General features: G+C 71.2%; 12 protein-coding genes. 1 reads left to right on the plus strand and 11 read right to left on the minus strand.

What is annotated here, in order from left to right; translation table 11 throughout:
- The 3 genes from gltB to MNZ29_RS02180 all read right to left on the minus strand — a co-directional run bounded on the left by gltB (position 1) and on the right by MNZ29_RS02180 (position 7,198).
- Positions 1-4,611: a glutamate synthase large subunit gene (gene gltB, locus MNZ29_RS02170; RefSeq protein WP_242334318.1), complete on the minus strand. Its 4,611-nt coding sequence runs from the start codon at positions 4,609-4,611 to the stop codon at positions 1-3.
- A 437-nt stretch (positions 4,612-5,048) separates the two neighbouring features.
- Entirely contained in the window at positions 5,049-5,708 is a 660-nt protein-coding gene (locus tag MNZ29_RS02175; RefSeq protein WP_242334315.1) for a hypothetical protein, read from the minus strand.
- A gap of 113 nt (positions 5,709-5,821) precedes the next feature.
- On the minus strand, positions 5,822-7,198 hold the full coding sequence (locus tag MNZ29_RS02180; protein ID WP_242334312.1) for a sigma-54 dependent transcriptional regulator: 1,377 nt from the start codon (positions 7,196-7,198) through the stop codon (positions 5,822-5,824).
- A gap of 264 nt (positions 7,199-7,462) precedes the next feature.
- On the opposite strand from MNZ29_RS02180, the gene MNZ29_RS02185 reads away from it, so the two are divergent.
- The gene (locus tag MNZ29_RS02185; RefSeq protein WP_242352592.1) at positions 7,463-7,993 is read left to right on the plus strand and encodes an O-acetyl-ADP-ribose deacetylase; all 531 of its coding nucleotides are present in this window, start codon (positions 7,463-7,465) and stop codon (positions 7,991-7,993) included.
- Between the two features lie 39 nt (positions 7,994-8,032).
- Here MNZ29_RS02185 and MNZ29_RS02190 read toward each other — a convergent pair whose 3' ends face one another.
- From MNZ29_RS02190 to MNZ29_RS02225, 8 genes are read right to left on the minus strand one after another with little or no spacing between them, the layout of a single operon-like run.
- Positions 8,033-8,431 (minus strand): cytochrome C oxidase subunit IV family protein, encoded by a 399-nt coding sequence (locus MNZ29_RS02190; RefSeq protein ID WP_242334307.1) that lies wholly within the window; start codon positions 8,429-8,431, stop codon positions 8,033-8,035.
- A 9-nt stretch (positions 8,432-8,440) separates the two neighbouring features.
- Entirely contained in the window at positions 8,441-9,076 is a 636-nt protein-coding gene (locus tag MNZ29_RS02195) for a cytochrome c oxidase subunit 3 family protein (RefSeq protein ID WP_242334304.1), read from the minus strand.
- Positions 9,066-10,733, minus strand: coding sequence for a cbb3-type cytochrome c oxidase subunit I (locus MNZ29_RS02200; protein WP_242334301.1), 1,668 nt, complete (start codon positions 10,731-10,733; stop codon positions 9,066-9,068). The genes MNZ29_RS02195 and MNZ29_RS02200 overlap by 11 nt, the downstream gene beginning before the upstream one ends.
- A complete protein-coding gene (gene coxB / locus MNZ29_RS02205; protein ID WP_242352594.1) occupies positions 10,708-11,763 on the minus strand; it encodes a cytochrome c oxidase subunit II in 1,056 nt (351 codons plus the stop codon). The genes MNZ29_RS02200 and coxB overlap by 26 nt, the downstream gene beginning before the upstream one ends.
- Positions 11,760-12,623 (minus strand): SCO family protein, encoded by an 864-nt coding sequence (locus MNZ29_RS02210; protein ID WP_242352595.1) that lies wholly within the window; start codon positions 12,621-12,623, stop codon positions 11,760-11,762. The genes coxB and MNZ29_RS02210 overlap by 4 nt, the downstream gene beginning before the upstream one ends.
- Positions 12,620-13,063 (minus strand): hypothetical protein, encoded by a 444-nt coding sequence (locus MNZ29_RS02215; RefSeq protein WP_242334293.1) that lies wholly within the window; start codon positions 13,061-13,063, stop codon positions 12,620-12,622. Before MNZ29_RS02215 ends, MNZ29_RS02210 begins: the two co-directional genes overlap by 4 nt.
- Entirely contained in the window at positions 13,060-14,244 is a 1,185-nt protein-coding gene (locus tag MNZ29_RS02220) for a hypothetical protein (RefSeq protein ID WP_242334290.1), read from the minus strand. Before MNZ29_RS02220 ends, MNZ29_RS02215 begins: the two co-directional genes overlap by 4 nt.
- Positions 14,241-14,813 (minus strand): cytochrome c, encoded by a 573-nt coding sequence (locus MNZ29_RS02225; RefSeq protein ID WP_242334287.1) that lies wholly within the window; start codon positions 14,811-14,813, stop codon positions 14,241-14,243. The genes MNZ29_RS02220 and MNZ29_RS02225 overlap by 4 nt, the downstream gene beginning before the upstream one ends.

A 14,813-nucleotide genomic window follows, 5' to 3' on the forward strand; every position in this document is an offset into this window, starting at 1 on the left:
CTAGTTCCCGCCGACGCGCGCCTCGTCGTGCGCGTTCTCCTCGAAGGCCGCCATCTCCGCTTCCTCGGCCGAGAGCCCCTTCTCGCGCATCCTCGCCTGGGCCTCGACGACGCGCCGGTAGTCGTTCGGCAGCACGCGCACGAGCCGCTTCGCCGTGTCCGTCCACCGCTCGAGCAGGCGCCGCGCGTGCGCGCTGCCGGTCCACTCGGCGTGCTTCTCGACGAGCGCCCGCACCGCGGCGAGCTCCTCCTCGTCCTCGATGCGCGCGAGCCCCACCATCTGCCTGTTGCAGCGGCTCCCGAACTGACCGTCCGCGTCGAGGACGTAGGCGACGCCGCCGGACATCCCGGCCGCGAAGTTCCGGCCCGTCGGCCCGAGCACGACGACGCGGCCGCCGGTCATGTACTCGCAGCCGTGATCGCCGACGCCCTCGACCACCGCCTGCAGGCCGGAGTTGCGCACGCAGAAGCGCTCGCCGGCGAGGCCGCGCACGTACGCCTCGCCGCCCGTCGCGCCGTAGAAGGCGACGTTGCCGATGATGATGTTCTCCTCCGGGACGAACGTCGCCTCGCGCGGCGGGTGGACCACGATCTTGCCGCCCGAGATGCCCTTGCCGACGTAGTCGTTCGCGTCGCCCTCGAGGACGAGCGTCATCCCGCGCGGGATGAACGCGCCGAACGACTGGCCCGCCGACCCCTGGAAGTGGAGCTGGATCGTGTCCTCGGGGAGGCCCGCGGCCCCGTGGCGCCGGGTGACCTCGCTGCCCGTCATCGTGCCGACGACCCGCATGGTGTTGCGGATGGGCAGGGTCGCGCGGACGGGCTTCCTCTCCTCGAGCGCGGGGCGCGCGAGGTCGAGGAGCGTCGTCGCGTCGAGCGTCTGCTCGATGCCGTGATCCTGCGGGATCTGGCAGGTGCGCCCGTAGCTGCGGGGCACCGTGGGCTTGAAGAGGATGCGGCTGAAGTCGAGGTTGCGGGCCTTCCAGTGGTCCACCGCGCGGCGCAGCTCGATCCGCTCGGACCGGCCGACCATCTCGTCGATGGTGCGGTAGCCGAGCTCGGCCATGAGCTCGCGCACCTCCTGCGCCACGAAGCGCATGAAGGTGACCACGTGGTCCGGGTCGCCGGTGAACTTGGCGCGCAGCTTCGGGTCCTGCGTCGCGACGCCCACCGGGCAGGTGTTGAGGTGGCAGGCGCGCATCATGATGCAGCCGAGGACGACGAGCGGCGCGGTCGCGAAGCCGAACTCCTCGGCGCCGAGGAGCGCGCCGACGACCACGTCGCGCCCCGTCTTGAGCTGCCCGTCCACCTCCACCACGATGCGGGAGCGGAGGTCGTTCATCACGAGGACCTGGTGCGTCTCGGCGAGGCCGAGCTCCCAGGGGATGCCCGCGTGCTTGATCGACGTGAGCGGCGAGGCGCCCGTGCCGCCGTCGTGGCCGGAGACGAGCACCACGTCGGCGTGCGCCTTGGCGACGCCCGCGGCGATGGTGCCCACGCCGACCTCGGCCACGAGCTTCACCGAGACGCGCGCGCGGTGGTTCGCGTTCTTGAGGTCGTGGATGAGCTGGGCGAGGTCCTCGATCGAGTAGATGTCGTGGTGCGGCGGCGGCGAGATGAGGCCGACGCCCGGCGTCGCGTGGCGCACCTTGGCGATCCACGGGTAGACCTTCGAGCCGGGCAGCTGGCCGCCCTCGCCCGGCTTCGCGCCCTGGGCCATCTTGATCTGCAGCTCGCGCGCGTTCACGAGGTACTCGCTCGTGACGCCGAACCGGCCCGAGGCGACCTGCTTGATGGCGCTGTTCTTGGAGTCCCCGCCCGGCTCACGCGCGTAGCGGGAAGGATCCTCGCCGCCCTCGCCGGTGTTCGACTTGCCGCCGATGCGGTTCATCGCGACGGCGAGCGCCTCGTGCGCCTCCTTCGAGATCGAGCCGTAGCTCATCGCGCCGGTCTTGAAGCGGCGCATGATCGACTCGACGGGCTCCACCTCGTCGATGGGCACCGGCTTCGGGCCGGGCACGAGGTCCATGAGGCCGCGGAGCGTGTTGAGGTGCCTCGCCTGGTGATCGACGAGCGAGGTGTACTCCTTGAAGAGCGCGTAGCTCTTCGAGCGGCACGCGTACTGGAGCTTGTGCACCGTCTCCGGGTTGAAGAGGTGGTGCTCCCCGTTCGCGCGCCACTTGTACTGGCCGCCCGCGGGGAGGCTCGTGTGGAAGATGGGCCGCTTCGGCGGGAAGCCGCGCTCGTTGCGGAGCCGCGCCTCCTTCGCGACGACGTCGATGCCGACGCCGCCGACGCGGGTGGAGGTCCAGGTGAAGTACTCGTCGATGAAGTCCTGGTTCAGGCCCACCGCCTCGAACACCTGGGCGCCGTGGTAGCTCTGGATGGTGGAGATCCCCATCTTGGAGATCACCTTCACGATCCCCTTGCTCACCGCCTTCACGTACTTCTTCTCGGCCTCCGCGGCCGGGCCGGGGATGAGCCCCAGGTTCACCTGGTCGTGGATGGTCTCGAAGGCGAGGTAGGGGTTCACCGCGGACGCGCCGAAGCCCACGAGCAGCGCGAAGTGGTGCACCTCGCGCGGCTCGCCCGTCTCGAGGACGAGGCCGATGCGCGTGCGGGTGCCCTCGCGGATGAGGTGGTGGTGCACGGCCGAGACGGCGAGGAGCGAGGGGATCGGCGCGTCCTCGGCGTCGTGGCCGCGATCGGAGAGGACGATGAGGTTGTAGCCCTCGGCGATGCACTCCGAGGCCTTGAAGCGCAGGTCCTCGAGCGCCTTGCGCAGCCCCGCGCCGCCGTCCTTGGCGCGGAACAGGATGGGGAGCGTGATGGCGCGGAGGCCCTTCGATCCCGGCCCGCCGTCGAGCGCGCGGATCTTCTCGAGCTCCTCGTTGCGCAGCACGGGGGTCGGCAGGGACAGCTGCCGGCAGGCGTCGGGGCCGGGCTCGAGGAGGTTCCCCTCCGGCCCGACGGCGGTCTCGACCGCCATGATGATCTCCTCGCGGATGGCGTCGACCGGCGGGTTCGTCACCTGCGCGAAGAGCTGCTTGAAGTAGGCGAAGAGCGGCTGCGGCTTCTCCGAGAGCACCGCGAGCGGCGCGTCGTTGCCCATGGAGCCGAGGGGCTCGGTGCCGTCGGTCGCCATCGGCGTGACGATCATCTTCACGTCCTCGGCGGTGTAGCCGAAGACCTCCTGGCGGCGGAGGACCGTCTCGTGATCCGGCTCGATGACGTGCTGCGGCCTCGGCAGCTCGTCGAGGCGCACCGCGAAGCGCTCGATCCACTCGCGGTACGGATGCTGCCTGGCGATCCGCTCCTTCAGCTCGTCGTCCGCGACGATGCGCCCCTCGGAGGTGTCGACGAGGAAGATGCGCCCGGGCTGGAGCCGGCCCTTGCGGAGGACGCGGTCGGGGGGGATGTCGAGGACGCCGACCTCGGACGCCATGACGACGAGGTCGTCCTTCGTCACGTAGTAGCGCGAGGGGCGGAGCCCGTTGCGATCGAGGAGCGCGCCGACGCGGACGCCGTCGGTGAAGGCGATCGACGCCGGCCCGTCCCACGGCTCCATGAGGCAGGAGTGGAACTCGTAGAACGCGCGCTTCGTGGCGCTCATCGACTCGTGCCGGTTCCACGGCTCCGGCATCATCATCATCATCGCGTGCGGGAGCTCGCGGCCCGAGAGCGTGAGCAGCTCGAGCACGTTGTCGAACATGGCCGAGTCGGAGCCCTCGGTGTCGACCACGGTGAGGACCTTCTGCAGGTCCTCGCCGAGGAGCGACGAGCGCATCATCGACTGGCGCGCGTGCATCCAGTTGATGTTGCCGCGCAGCGTGTTGATCTCGCCGTTGTGCGAGATGTAGCGGTACGGGTGGGCGCGCGACCACGACGGGAAGGTGTTCGTCGAGAAGCGCGAGTGGACCATCGCGATCGCGGTGACGAGCGCGGAGCGCGACAGGTCCGGGTAGAACGCGCGGAGCTGCGGCGCGTTCAGCATGCCCTTGTAGACGACGGTCTTGTGGGACAGGGACGGCACGTAGAAGTGCGTGCGTCCGGGGATCGCGGAGCGCGAGACCTTCTTCTCGACCAGCCGTCGGATGACGTAGAGCTTCCGCTCGAAGCTCATCGCGTCGGGGCAGTTCGAGCCGCGGCCGACGAAGATCTGCCGGACGACGGGCTGGCTCGCGCGCGCGGTGGGCCCCAGGGTGGAGTCGTCGGTGGGGACGTCGCGCCAGCCCAGCACCTGCTGGCCCTCCTCGCGCACCACGGCCTCGAAGATCCGCGCGCACTCGGCGCTGCCCGCCGGGTTCGGCGGCAGGAAGACCATGCCCGCGGCGTAGTGGCCCGGCCGCGGCAGGCGGACCCCGAGCGGCTCGCACTCGGCCGCGAGGAACGCGTGGGGGAGCTGGAAGAGGATGCCCGCGCCGTCGCCGGTGTTCTTCTCGGCGCCGACGGCGCCGCGGTGCTCGAGGTTCACGAGCACCTCGAGGGCCTTCGAGAGGATGTCGTGCGAGGGGCGGCCTTTGATGTCGACCACGAAGCCGAAGCCGCAGGCGTCGTGCTCGTGCTGGGGGTCGTAGAGGCCCTGCTTCCCTGGATACCCGGTCTCGATCATTCTCACTTCACCCTTTGCGAAACGCCTTCACGCCGCGGCAACCGCGGCGCCTCCGCTCGATCGGATCTCCGGATCGCGATGCACACCGTGCGCCGCCTCCGCTCCACTCGGGGCGCGGGGAGCGACCGGCGAGCCGTGCGGCTACGGCACGCTGCACGAGCAAGAAAATCGAGTGTCGCCAAGGGGAAGCGTCTCAGTCAATACCGGCCCGCCCCGATCGGCGCACTGCCCGAGATCCGGGCGCGCTGCTGCTCGTTCGACGTGCAGACAGGCGACGGGGCTGCCCGTCGACTGGGCACCCCCGTCGCGCCTGCTCGATCATCGGGCCCGGGCCCGCTGCCAGGGGCGAGCCTGCCCGGCCGCCGGGCAGCGCCGCGCGCTGCCGCCCGCCCGTCCGCCCTACGCCGCTCCGGTGAAGCCGCGAGTCTTCCGGCAGACTACCCGCGGGGCCCGCGGCCCCGGCGCGCCTGCGCGGGCGGCGCCTCCGCGAGGATGCCGCGCTCGCCGTTCGCCGGGTAGCGCGCTGCGACGCGAGGCTCGGCGCCGTCGAGGTTCTCCTGATCGCGCGGGCGAAGGAGCAGCTCGACGGTGGACGTCCCCTCGGGGACGTCCTTGGCGAGGAGGAAGCCCGTCCCGTCGTTGCCCGGGAGCACGGAGCCGAGCGCCTTCGTCTGGCCGCCCTTCGTGCGCGCGGCGACCACGTACTCCTGGCCCTCGGGCGGCGCCGCGAGGCCGTAGAAGTACACGCGCACCGCCTTCTCGGACGGGTGGGCGAAGGCGATCCCGCTCTCCTGCGCCTTCGGGTTCACGCCGTAGAAGAGCGCCGCCGCGGCGCCCGCGGAGCGCTGGAGGCCCTCCTCGGCGCGCGCGTCGGTGAGGAGCTTGTCCCGCTGCTCGACGGTCTTGTGGAGCTCGGCGACCTCCTGCTGCGCCGCCTTCGCCTCGCGCTCCACCGAGCCCGCCTTCGAGACCTGCATGATGCCGTACCCCGCGAGCGCGAAGACGCCGACGATCACGGGGATGATGAAGAGCCAGAGCTTGCCCTCGGAGCCCTTGCTCTCGAGGACGCTGCCAAATTCGATCCGGTCGGAAGCCATTCCCTAAGGTAGGGCCCGGGCTTCGGGGAGGGCGACTCGTCCGGGCGCGACGAGGTCGCTCAGGAGAGCGCTCCTCCGTTCGGCCGCAGGGGCGGGGTGGCGCGGAGCGGCGGTCAGCTGCCGAGCGCGAGGTCGTGCGGCACGCGGCCCGACCGGTACTCCTTCAGCCGGTACTGGATCTTGCGGATCGAGACGCCGAGGATCTCCGCCGCGCGCGCGGTGGAGCCGCCCACCTGCTCGAGCGTGCGGAGGATCGCCTCCCGCTCGATCTCGAACAGCGACGCGCCGGGGATGAGCGCGATGGCGCCGGCCTCGTCGACGCGGCCCCCCTGGAGCACCGGGGAGAGGTCCTCGGCGGCGATCTCCGTGCCCTGCGTCCGCGAGAGCGCGCGCTCCACCACCGAGGCGAGCTCGCGCACGTTGCCCGGCCAGTCGTAGCCGAAGAGCGCGGACAGCGCGCCGGGCGTCAGCCCGGTGATCCGCCTGCCCGCCGCGAAGGAGGAGGTCTCGAGGAAGTGCTGCACGAGCGCGGGGATGTCGCTCTTGCGCGCGCGGAGCGGCGGCAGCGCCAGGGACACGACGTTCAGCCGGTAGTAGAGGTCGTCGCGGAAGCTGCCCGCCCGGATCTCCTCCGCGAGGTCGTGCTGCGTCCCGGCGACGAGCCGGACGTCCACGTGGATCGTCGTGCGCCCGCCGACGCGCTCGAGCTCGCCCTGCTGGAGCACGCGCAGGAGCTTCACCTGGAGCGCGGCGGGGAGCCGGCCGACCTCATCGAGGTAGAGGGTCCCGCCGTCGGCGTCCTCGAGCCGGCCGGGGCGCCGCTCGTCGGCGTCGCCGAACGCGCCGGCCTCGTGGCCGAACAGGTCCGCCTCGAGCAGCGCCTCGGAGCGCGCCGCGCAGTTGACGCGCACGAACGGCCGCTCGCGGCGCGGAGACCACTCGTGGAGCGCCTGCGCGACCTGCGCCTTCCCCGAGCCCACCTCGCCCTGCACGAGGACGGCGGCCTTGGTCGGCGCGACGCGGCGGAGCACCTCGACGAGCGCGGTCAGCTCGGGGGCGGAGCCGACGATCGAGGCGCGCGCACGGGCGCGCTCGCGGAGCGCCGCGCGGTCCCGGCGCAGGCGCCGCCGCTCGAGCGCCTTCTCGATCACGATCACCGTCTGCGTCGGATCGAGCGGTCGGACGAGGTAGCTGTCGGCGCCGGCGCGCATCGCCGCGACCGCGGCGTCGAGCCGGTCGAGCGGCGTGGAGACGACGACCGACGCGTCCGAGCGGGAGGCGCGCAGGCGGCCGACCATCGCGGCGCCGTCGCAGCCGGGCAGCGTCGCGTCGGTCAGGACCGCACCCGGACCGAAGGTGGGGACGAGCGCAAGCGCGCCCTCCGCGGTCGACGCCTCGACGGCGTCGAACCCGCGCTCGAACAGGGCGGCACGGAGCGACGCCCCCTCGAGCGGGTTGGCGTCGATGACGAGAATGCGATCGCGAGGCATGAAACCGGTCGAACGCCGTAGCAAGCTCCGTACCCGGGTTTTGCGGGTTTTTTCGTGCAGGAATTGCGGGGACGCGGGGCGCGCTCCCGGCGCCGCGCGTGGGCTCGCCCGTCTTCAACCTCCCGCCACCGCTCACGAATCCACTCGGCGTCGCCCCTCGGATCCGCCCGCTCGGGCGCCGCGCCGCGGCGCACGCCGGGCGGGGGATCACCCGGGCCCGGGAGGTCACCTGCCTCCGCGTCCGGCATCCGCTACGAAGCACCGATGGACCGGACCTGGGCGAGCGGGCGGATCACGGTGGTGCAAGGCGACATCACGCAGCTCGCGGTGGACGCGATCGTGAACGCGGCCAACGCGTCGCTCCTCGGCGGCGGCGGCGTGGACGGCGCGATCCACCGGGCGGCGGGCCCCGGCCTCCTCGAGGAGTGCCGCGCGCTCGGCGGCGCGCGCACCGGCGAGGCGAAGCTCACCGGCGGCCACCGGCTTCGGGCGCTCCACGTCATCCACGCGGTCGGGCCGGTGTGGACGGGCGGCGGCGCGGGCGAGGACGCGCTCCTCGCCCGGTGCTACCGCGAGTCGATGCGGCTCGCGGCCGAGCACGGGGTGCGCTCGATCGCGTTCCCGGCCATCTCCACCGGCGCGTACGGCTTCCCGCTCGAGCGCGCGACGCGGATCGCGGTGGCAGAGGTCGTGGCCGCGCTCGCCGCGCCGCTGCCGGAGCGGGTGGTGTTCTGCTGCTTCTCCGCGGCCGACCGCGAGGTGTACGAGCGGGTCCTGGCCGCGGCCGGGACCTGACCCGTCATTCACCCTTCGTGACAGCCCCCTGGTCGGAGATCAATGCGTCCGCGAGGTCGGCGGCGGGGCGTAGTCGGGCGCGGGCAGGGCGCCCTCGCTGCCGGGCGGCTTCGAGAGCGGGTAGCGCGTCGCGTAGTCGCTGAGCGTGAGCCCCACGAGGAGGGCCACGAACACGAGCGAGGTGACGAACACGAGCCGGTTCGCGCCCTGCTGGTCGTACAGGTGCATGAAGAACAGCGCCACGAGCGCCCCCTTCGCGATCGCGATGGCGAGGGCGACGAGGACGTGGAGCGGGCCGGGCAGGTGCACCTTGGCGAGGGCCCAGGTGGAGACGGTGAGGACGAGGAGCACGATCCACACCGCCACGTACCGGCTCACGTGCGAGTGGTGCGGGGCGCCGTGGTGCTCGACGGTCGAGGCGTTGCCGTGGGCGGCCATGAGCGGCTCCTAGACGAGGTAGATGAGCGGGAAGACGAAGATCCAGATGAGGTCGACGAGGTGCCAGTACAGCGCCCCGAGCTCCACGGGCACGTGGTACTCGGCGGCGTAGGCGCCCCGGCCGGCCCGCCAGCCGATCACCGCGAGCACGGTCATGCCGATCACGACGTGGATCGCGTGCAGCCCGGTGATGAGGAAGTAGAGGGCGAAGAAGATCGGGCCGCCCGGCCCCTGCACCGCGTCGCTCGCGTAGTAGCGTCCCGGCAGCTCGCCGGCGTGGAAGTGGTGCGTGTACTCGACCGCCTTGAGGCCGAGGAACGCGAGCGCGAGCAGGATCGAGAGGCCGAACAGGAGGCGCGTGCCTCGCCCGTCGCCGCGCGTCGCCCGCTCGAGCCCCATCGCGACGGTGAACGAGCTCGTGACGAGCACGAGCGTGTTCACGAAGCCGATCCAGGTCTCGAGGCCGCGGCTCGCCTCGCGGAAGGCCTCCGGGTACAGGTACCGGTACACCCCGTACCCGGCGAACAGGGCCGTGAACAGCAGCACCTCCGTGGCGAGGAACAGCCACATGCCGAGCCGCGCGGCGTAGGTCTGCTTCTCGAGGCTCTCGAAGTGGTGCGCGAGGTAGGTCGTGTTAGCTGGCATGCTTCGGCTCGGGCGTCGCGGCCGGCGGAGTCTCGACGCCGGGCAGGTCGTACTCGTGCGGGCCGTGCGTGTAGACCGGCGTCGTCTCGTAGTTCTCCGGCGGCGGCGGCGAAGGGGTGTTCCACTCGAAGCCCCGCGAGTTCCACGGGTTCGCGCCGGCCACCGGGCCCCACTTCAGCGCGACGAGCGTGTAGACGAGCACGATGACGAGCCCCATCGCGAGCACGGACGCGCCCGCCGTCGAGGCGACGTTCAGGGGCCAGAACTTCTCCGGGTAGGAGAAGTAGCGCCGCGGCATCCCCTCGTTGCCGAGCAGGAACTGCGGGATGAAGGTGAAGTTGAACCCGAGGATGATCATGACCGCGGCGACGAGGCCCCAGCCCTCGGGCAGGCGCTTCCCCGCGATCTTCGGGAACCAGTAGTGGAGCGCCGCCAGGAACGCCATGAGCGTCGCGCCGACCATGATGAAGTGGAAGTGCGCGACGATGAAGTAGGTGTCGTGCCAGTGGACGTCGAGCGACACCGTGGCGAGCGCGATGCCCGTCATGCCCCCGAACACCAGGAAGAACAGGAAGCCGACGAAGTAGGCGAACGGCGTGGCGAACAGGATCGACCCCTTGTACAGGGTCGCCGTCCAGTTGAAGACCTTGATGGCCGTGAAGATGCCCACGAACATCGAGAGCACCCCGAACACGCCGCCGTTGAAGGCGGACTGCCCGGACACGAACATGTGGTGGCCCCAGGTGAAGAAGCCGACGAACGCGATGCCGAGCGAGGAGTAGGCGACGGCCTTGTAGCCGAAGATGTTCTTGCGCGAGAAGGCGCAGACCACCTCGGAGATCACGGCCATGGCGGGCAGCACCATGATGTAGACGGCGGGGTGCGAGTAGAACCAGAAGAAGTGCTGGAAGAGCACCGGGTCGCCGCCGCGCGCCGGATCGAAGATGCCCCAGCCGAACGCGTGCTCCACGGCCACCAGCAACAGCGACATGCCCAGCACCGGCGTGGCGAGGATCTGGATCACCGAGGTCGCGTAGATCGACCACACGAACAGCGGCAGGCGCGTCCAGGTCAGGCCGGGCGCCCGCATGGTGTGCGTGGTGACGATGAAGTTGAGGCCGGTGAGGATCGACGAGAAGCCCAGGATGAACGCGCCGAGGAGCACCGGCACGACCTTGGTGATCGTGGTGGTGGAGTACGGCGTGTAGAACGTCCAGCCGGTGTCCGCCCCGCCCTGCACCATCCCGAAGAGCGCGATCACCGCGCCGGCGAGGTACACGTAGAAGCTGAGCAGGTTTAGCCTCGGGAACGCCACGTCCTTCGCGCCGATCATGAGCGGCACGAGGAAGTTCCCGAAGCCGCTCGGGATGGCGGGGATCATGAAGAGGAAGATCATGACCACGCCGTGGAGCGTGAACATGCGGTTGTAGGTCTGCGCGCTCATGATCGTCGGGCCGGGCGTGAGCAGCTCGATCCGGATGAGGAGCGCGAAGATCCCGCCGATCGCGAACGCGATCGTCGTGGCGACGAGGAACATCACCCCGATCCGCTTGTGATCCTGGGTGAGCAGCCAGGACCTGAGGCCGGTCTCGGGCGAGTTCAGGTAGTTCCGGGGGTTCCACACCGGGACTTCACTGCGGGCGAGGGATGGATTCATAGACCGGGCCTTCCGACGGACCGGAGCGGACCGCCTGCGTCTTGAGGGTCTTGATGTACTCGACGACCGCCGCGACCTCGGGCGGAGAGAGCTTGCCCTGGTAGGTGGGCATCACGTTCTGGTAGCCGGCGACGATGTCCGCCGCGGGGTCCATCATCGACTTCGTGAGGTAGCCCTCGTCCGCGACGACGCTCTTGCCGTCCTTGAGCTTCTCCTGGCGGAGGTAGAGGTCCACCCAGGTCGGGCCGATGTGCCGCGTGCCGTCCACGCTGTGGCACTTCATGCACCCCTGCTCCGAGGCGATCCGGCGCCCCTCCTCGGCGACGTTGGCGGCCGGTAGCGTCCGCTCCCCCGACGGCCCCGCGTCCTGGGCGACGGCGTTCGCCCCCCGGCGCTGCTCCGCGATCCAGGTGTCGAACTCCTCCTGCGGCATGACGACGAGCTCGCCGAGCATGGCGGAGTGGCCCAGGCCGCAGTACTCGGCGCAGAAGATCTCGTAGCGCCCGGGCTTCTCCGCCTTGAACCACGACTGCGTGTAGCGGCCCGGGAGCGCGTCCATCTTCACCCGCAGCGCGGGGACGTAGAACGAGTGGATCACGTCACGCGAGGTGATGAGGAGCCGCACCGGGCGCCCCACCGGGACGCGCAGCGTGTCGATCGCGTTCGGGCCGCCCGGATAGGCGAACTTCCACATCCACTTCTTGCCCTGGACGTAGACGTCCATCGCGTCCTTGGGCGGGAGCGACAGCTTCGCGTACTGCGGGAAGCCGATCGCGAACCACACGAGGAACAGGCCGAGCGGCAGGCCCACGAAGACGACCTCGTGGATCGTGCGCGGGGCGACGTGCGGGGTGAGATCGGTGTCCGCGCGGCGGCGGTACCGGACGAAGAAGAAGATCGCGGTCGCGAACACGCCCGCGGCGGCGATCATCGTGGTGATGATGATGAAGTAGTGGAGCCCGTCGACCTGGCGCGCGTAGTCCGACGCCTGCTCGGGGAGGAACAGCATCCTGCGGAGGAGCTCGTTCATGCCGTGCGCCTCGCCTTGCCCCGGCGCTCGCGCCAGACGAGGCCGCCGATGAGGCCCGACAGCGCGAGGAGCACCGCGAGGCCCCCCGCGCGCACGAAGCCCCACGCGTACGGCTCGTACTTCCGCGACGCGGGGTCGTAGCGGTAACAGGTGAGGAGGAACTTGTCGAAGCTGGTGCCGACCTTCCCGTCCGCCGCCTCCACGACGGCGAGCCGGAAGTCCTTCGGCGGATACTCGATGCCGTACAGGTAGCGCGAGACGGTGCCGTCCGGCCCGAGCACGAAGACCGCGGCGATGTGCGCCCACTCCTTCGTCTGCGGGTCGTACTTGTAGCGGAAGCCCACCGCCTCGGCGAGCTGGCGGGAGGCGGCCTCGGTGCCGACGAGGAAGGGCCACACCGGCTCGGACTCCGCGCGCCCCAGGGACTGGAGGTAGCCGCGGCGCCGCTCCGCCGCCTGCGCCGGCTTCTCCTTCGGGTCGAACGACACCGTCACCGCCTCGTAGTCCTTGCCGAGCACGAGCCCGTTCTCGCGCATGGTCTTGGCCATCCCGGAGAGGATGAGCCCGCAGAGCATGGGGCAGTCGTAGTAGACGAGCGTGAGCACCACGGGGCGGTGGCCCCGGAACGCGTCGCCGAGCCGGAAGGGGCGGCCGTTCCCGTCGGTGAGCTCGAGGTCGAGCGGCACGCGGTTCCCGAGCCGCTCGTCGACGCCGACCTCCTCCAGGATCGCGGGGGGCTGGTCGGTCGGCGGACCCTTCGGGTCCGGGCGATTCCAGAACTGCGCCGCGGCGGGGCTCGGCCTCGAGGCGAGCGTGGCCAGCGCGGCGAGCGCGGCGAGCCGGGCGGTGCGCCGGATCATGGCTGCCCTCCTGGCGGCGGCGCCTCGCCCTTCGGCGCCTGCGCGGGCCGGACGCCCTTCGCGACGAGGTCCATCGCGCGGTCGATGGGGATGTGCACCACGCCGCCGTCGCGGTCGACCCAGCCGTACGACCCGAGCTTCTCGAGCCGCCGGGCCCGATCGCGCGTGCCGCGCACCGCGACGTCGAAGATCTGCTGCTCGACCATCCCGATCTTCGACTGGCCGAGCTCGGCGGGGATCGTGGGGGGCGGCTGCTCGCTCTGGCGCAGGCGCAGGTAGCTCACCGCCGCGAGCGAGGCGAAGAAGAAGACGACGAGCGCGCCGACGCCGACCGCGACCACCTTGCCGCTCGAGATCCGGTCCTCCTCCGAGCGGACCCCGTGGCCGTGACCGCCCTCGTGCGCGTGGGCGTGCGTGGGATCGATGTGCGGATCGTTCATTGCGGCAGGTACCTCAGCGAGTCCTCGAGGTAGGGGTCGCGCACCGGCACCGGGGAGGCGCCGCGCAGGCGGAAGAGCGTGAACGCGACCGCCGCGCCGCCGACCCCCACGAACGCCGCGAGGTCCCAGAGCGACGGCCGCGGGCCGGCGGGGTCGAGGTGCGGCATGACGAGCCAGTAGAGGTCGACCCAGTGCACGAGGAGCAGCCAGCCCGCCACGAGCGAGAGCGCCCGGGGGGTCCGCTTCAGGTCGCGCGAGAGGAGCAGGAAGAACGGGACGACGAAGTGGAACAGCGCGAGGAAGATCCCCACCCACTTCCACCCGCCGTCGATCCGGAGGATGTACCAGGGCACCTCCTCCGGGACGTTCGCGATCCAGATGAGCATGAACTGCGAGAAGGCCACGTAGGCCCAGAAGGCGGTGAAGGCGAGCAGGAACTTCCCGAGCGAGTGGAAGTGCTCGAGGCTCATGTGGTGGCCGAACGCGGTCGGATCGGGCCGCGAGAGCGTGGCGGCGATGATCGTGACCGCGAAGGCCGCCATGAAGCTGCCGGCGAACCAGTACACGCCGAAGATCGTCGAGAAGAAGCGCGGGTCGAGCGACATCATCCAGTCGAACGACGCGAAGGTGAGCGTCAGCGCGAGGAACGGGAGCGAGCCCGCGCCGAGGCGGCGCTGCCACCGCGTGAGCGTCGCGCCCCCGGCGCTGTCCTGGCGGATCGACCAGCTCCGCAGCAGGTGCGCGACGACGATCCAGAACACGAAGTAGACGGCGGCGCGCCCGAGGAAGAAGCCCGCGTTCAGGTAGGGGAGCTTGTGGTGGACGGCGTGCGCCATCTCCGGCGCCAGCGTCTCCGGCGGCGCCATCCACACGAAGAGGTGCTTCATCCCGAGCGCGATGGGGACGAACAGCACGGCGAAGAGGGGCAGCGCGGCGGGCACGGTCTCGACGAAGCGCCGCAGCACCACCGGCCAGCGCGCGTTCGACGCGTGGAACGCGCCGAGCAGGATGAGCGCGCCGAGCGCGATGCCGAGCCAGTAGACGAACGCGACGAGGTACGCGAAGAGCGCGCGGCGCGGGTCCACGAGGCCGCCCACCGCGGTGAGCGCCAGGCCCGCGACGGCGGCGACGAGGGCTGGGGCCATGAGGCGCCGGCCGCCCTGGTACGGGGTGAGCGTCATCGCCCCTCCTTCTCGAGGCGCTCGCGCGCCTCCGGCGGGACCTGCTCCATGGCGGCGTGCTGGGAGAGCTGGAGGGCGCGCACGTAGGCGACGACCGCCCACCGGTCCTGCACCGAGAGCTCCGCGGCGTACGAGGGCATGAGGCCGAACCCCTCCGAGATGACCTGGTAGATGTAGCCGTCCGCGAGGTCGCGGAACTGGTGCAGCGAGGGCGGCTTCCTGAGCGACATGTTGAGCGCGACCTGGCTCTCGCCGTCGCCGAGCACGCCGTGGCAGGTCGCGCAGATCACGTCGAACCGGGCCCGGCCGCGCGCGAGCTGCTCGGCCGTCGCCGCGACCGGCGACACCGCGAGCGGCCGGCCGTCGGGGCCCCGGCCGGTCGCGACGGCGGGCTCGATCGGCGCCCGGTGCGGCACGGTGCCGGGCGGCGGGGTGCGCATGGCGAGGCCGTCCGGGTAGTACTTGCTCGCCTTGTAGGCCTTCACCTTGGGCTGATCCCACATCGGATCGAGCCGCGGGCAGGCGGCGAGCAGGAGGAGCAGGGGGGCGGCGAGGCGCGCGGTCTTCAT

Origin of the sequence: Anaeromyxobacter sp. SG64 (genome assembly GCF_022690745.1) — a bacterium.
Lineage (GTDB): Bacteria > Myxococcota > Myxococcia > Myxococcales > Anaeromyxobacteraceae > Anaeromyxobacter > Anaeromyxobacter soli.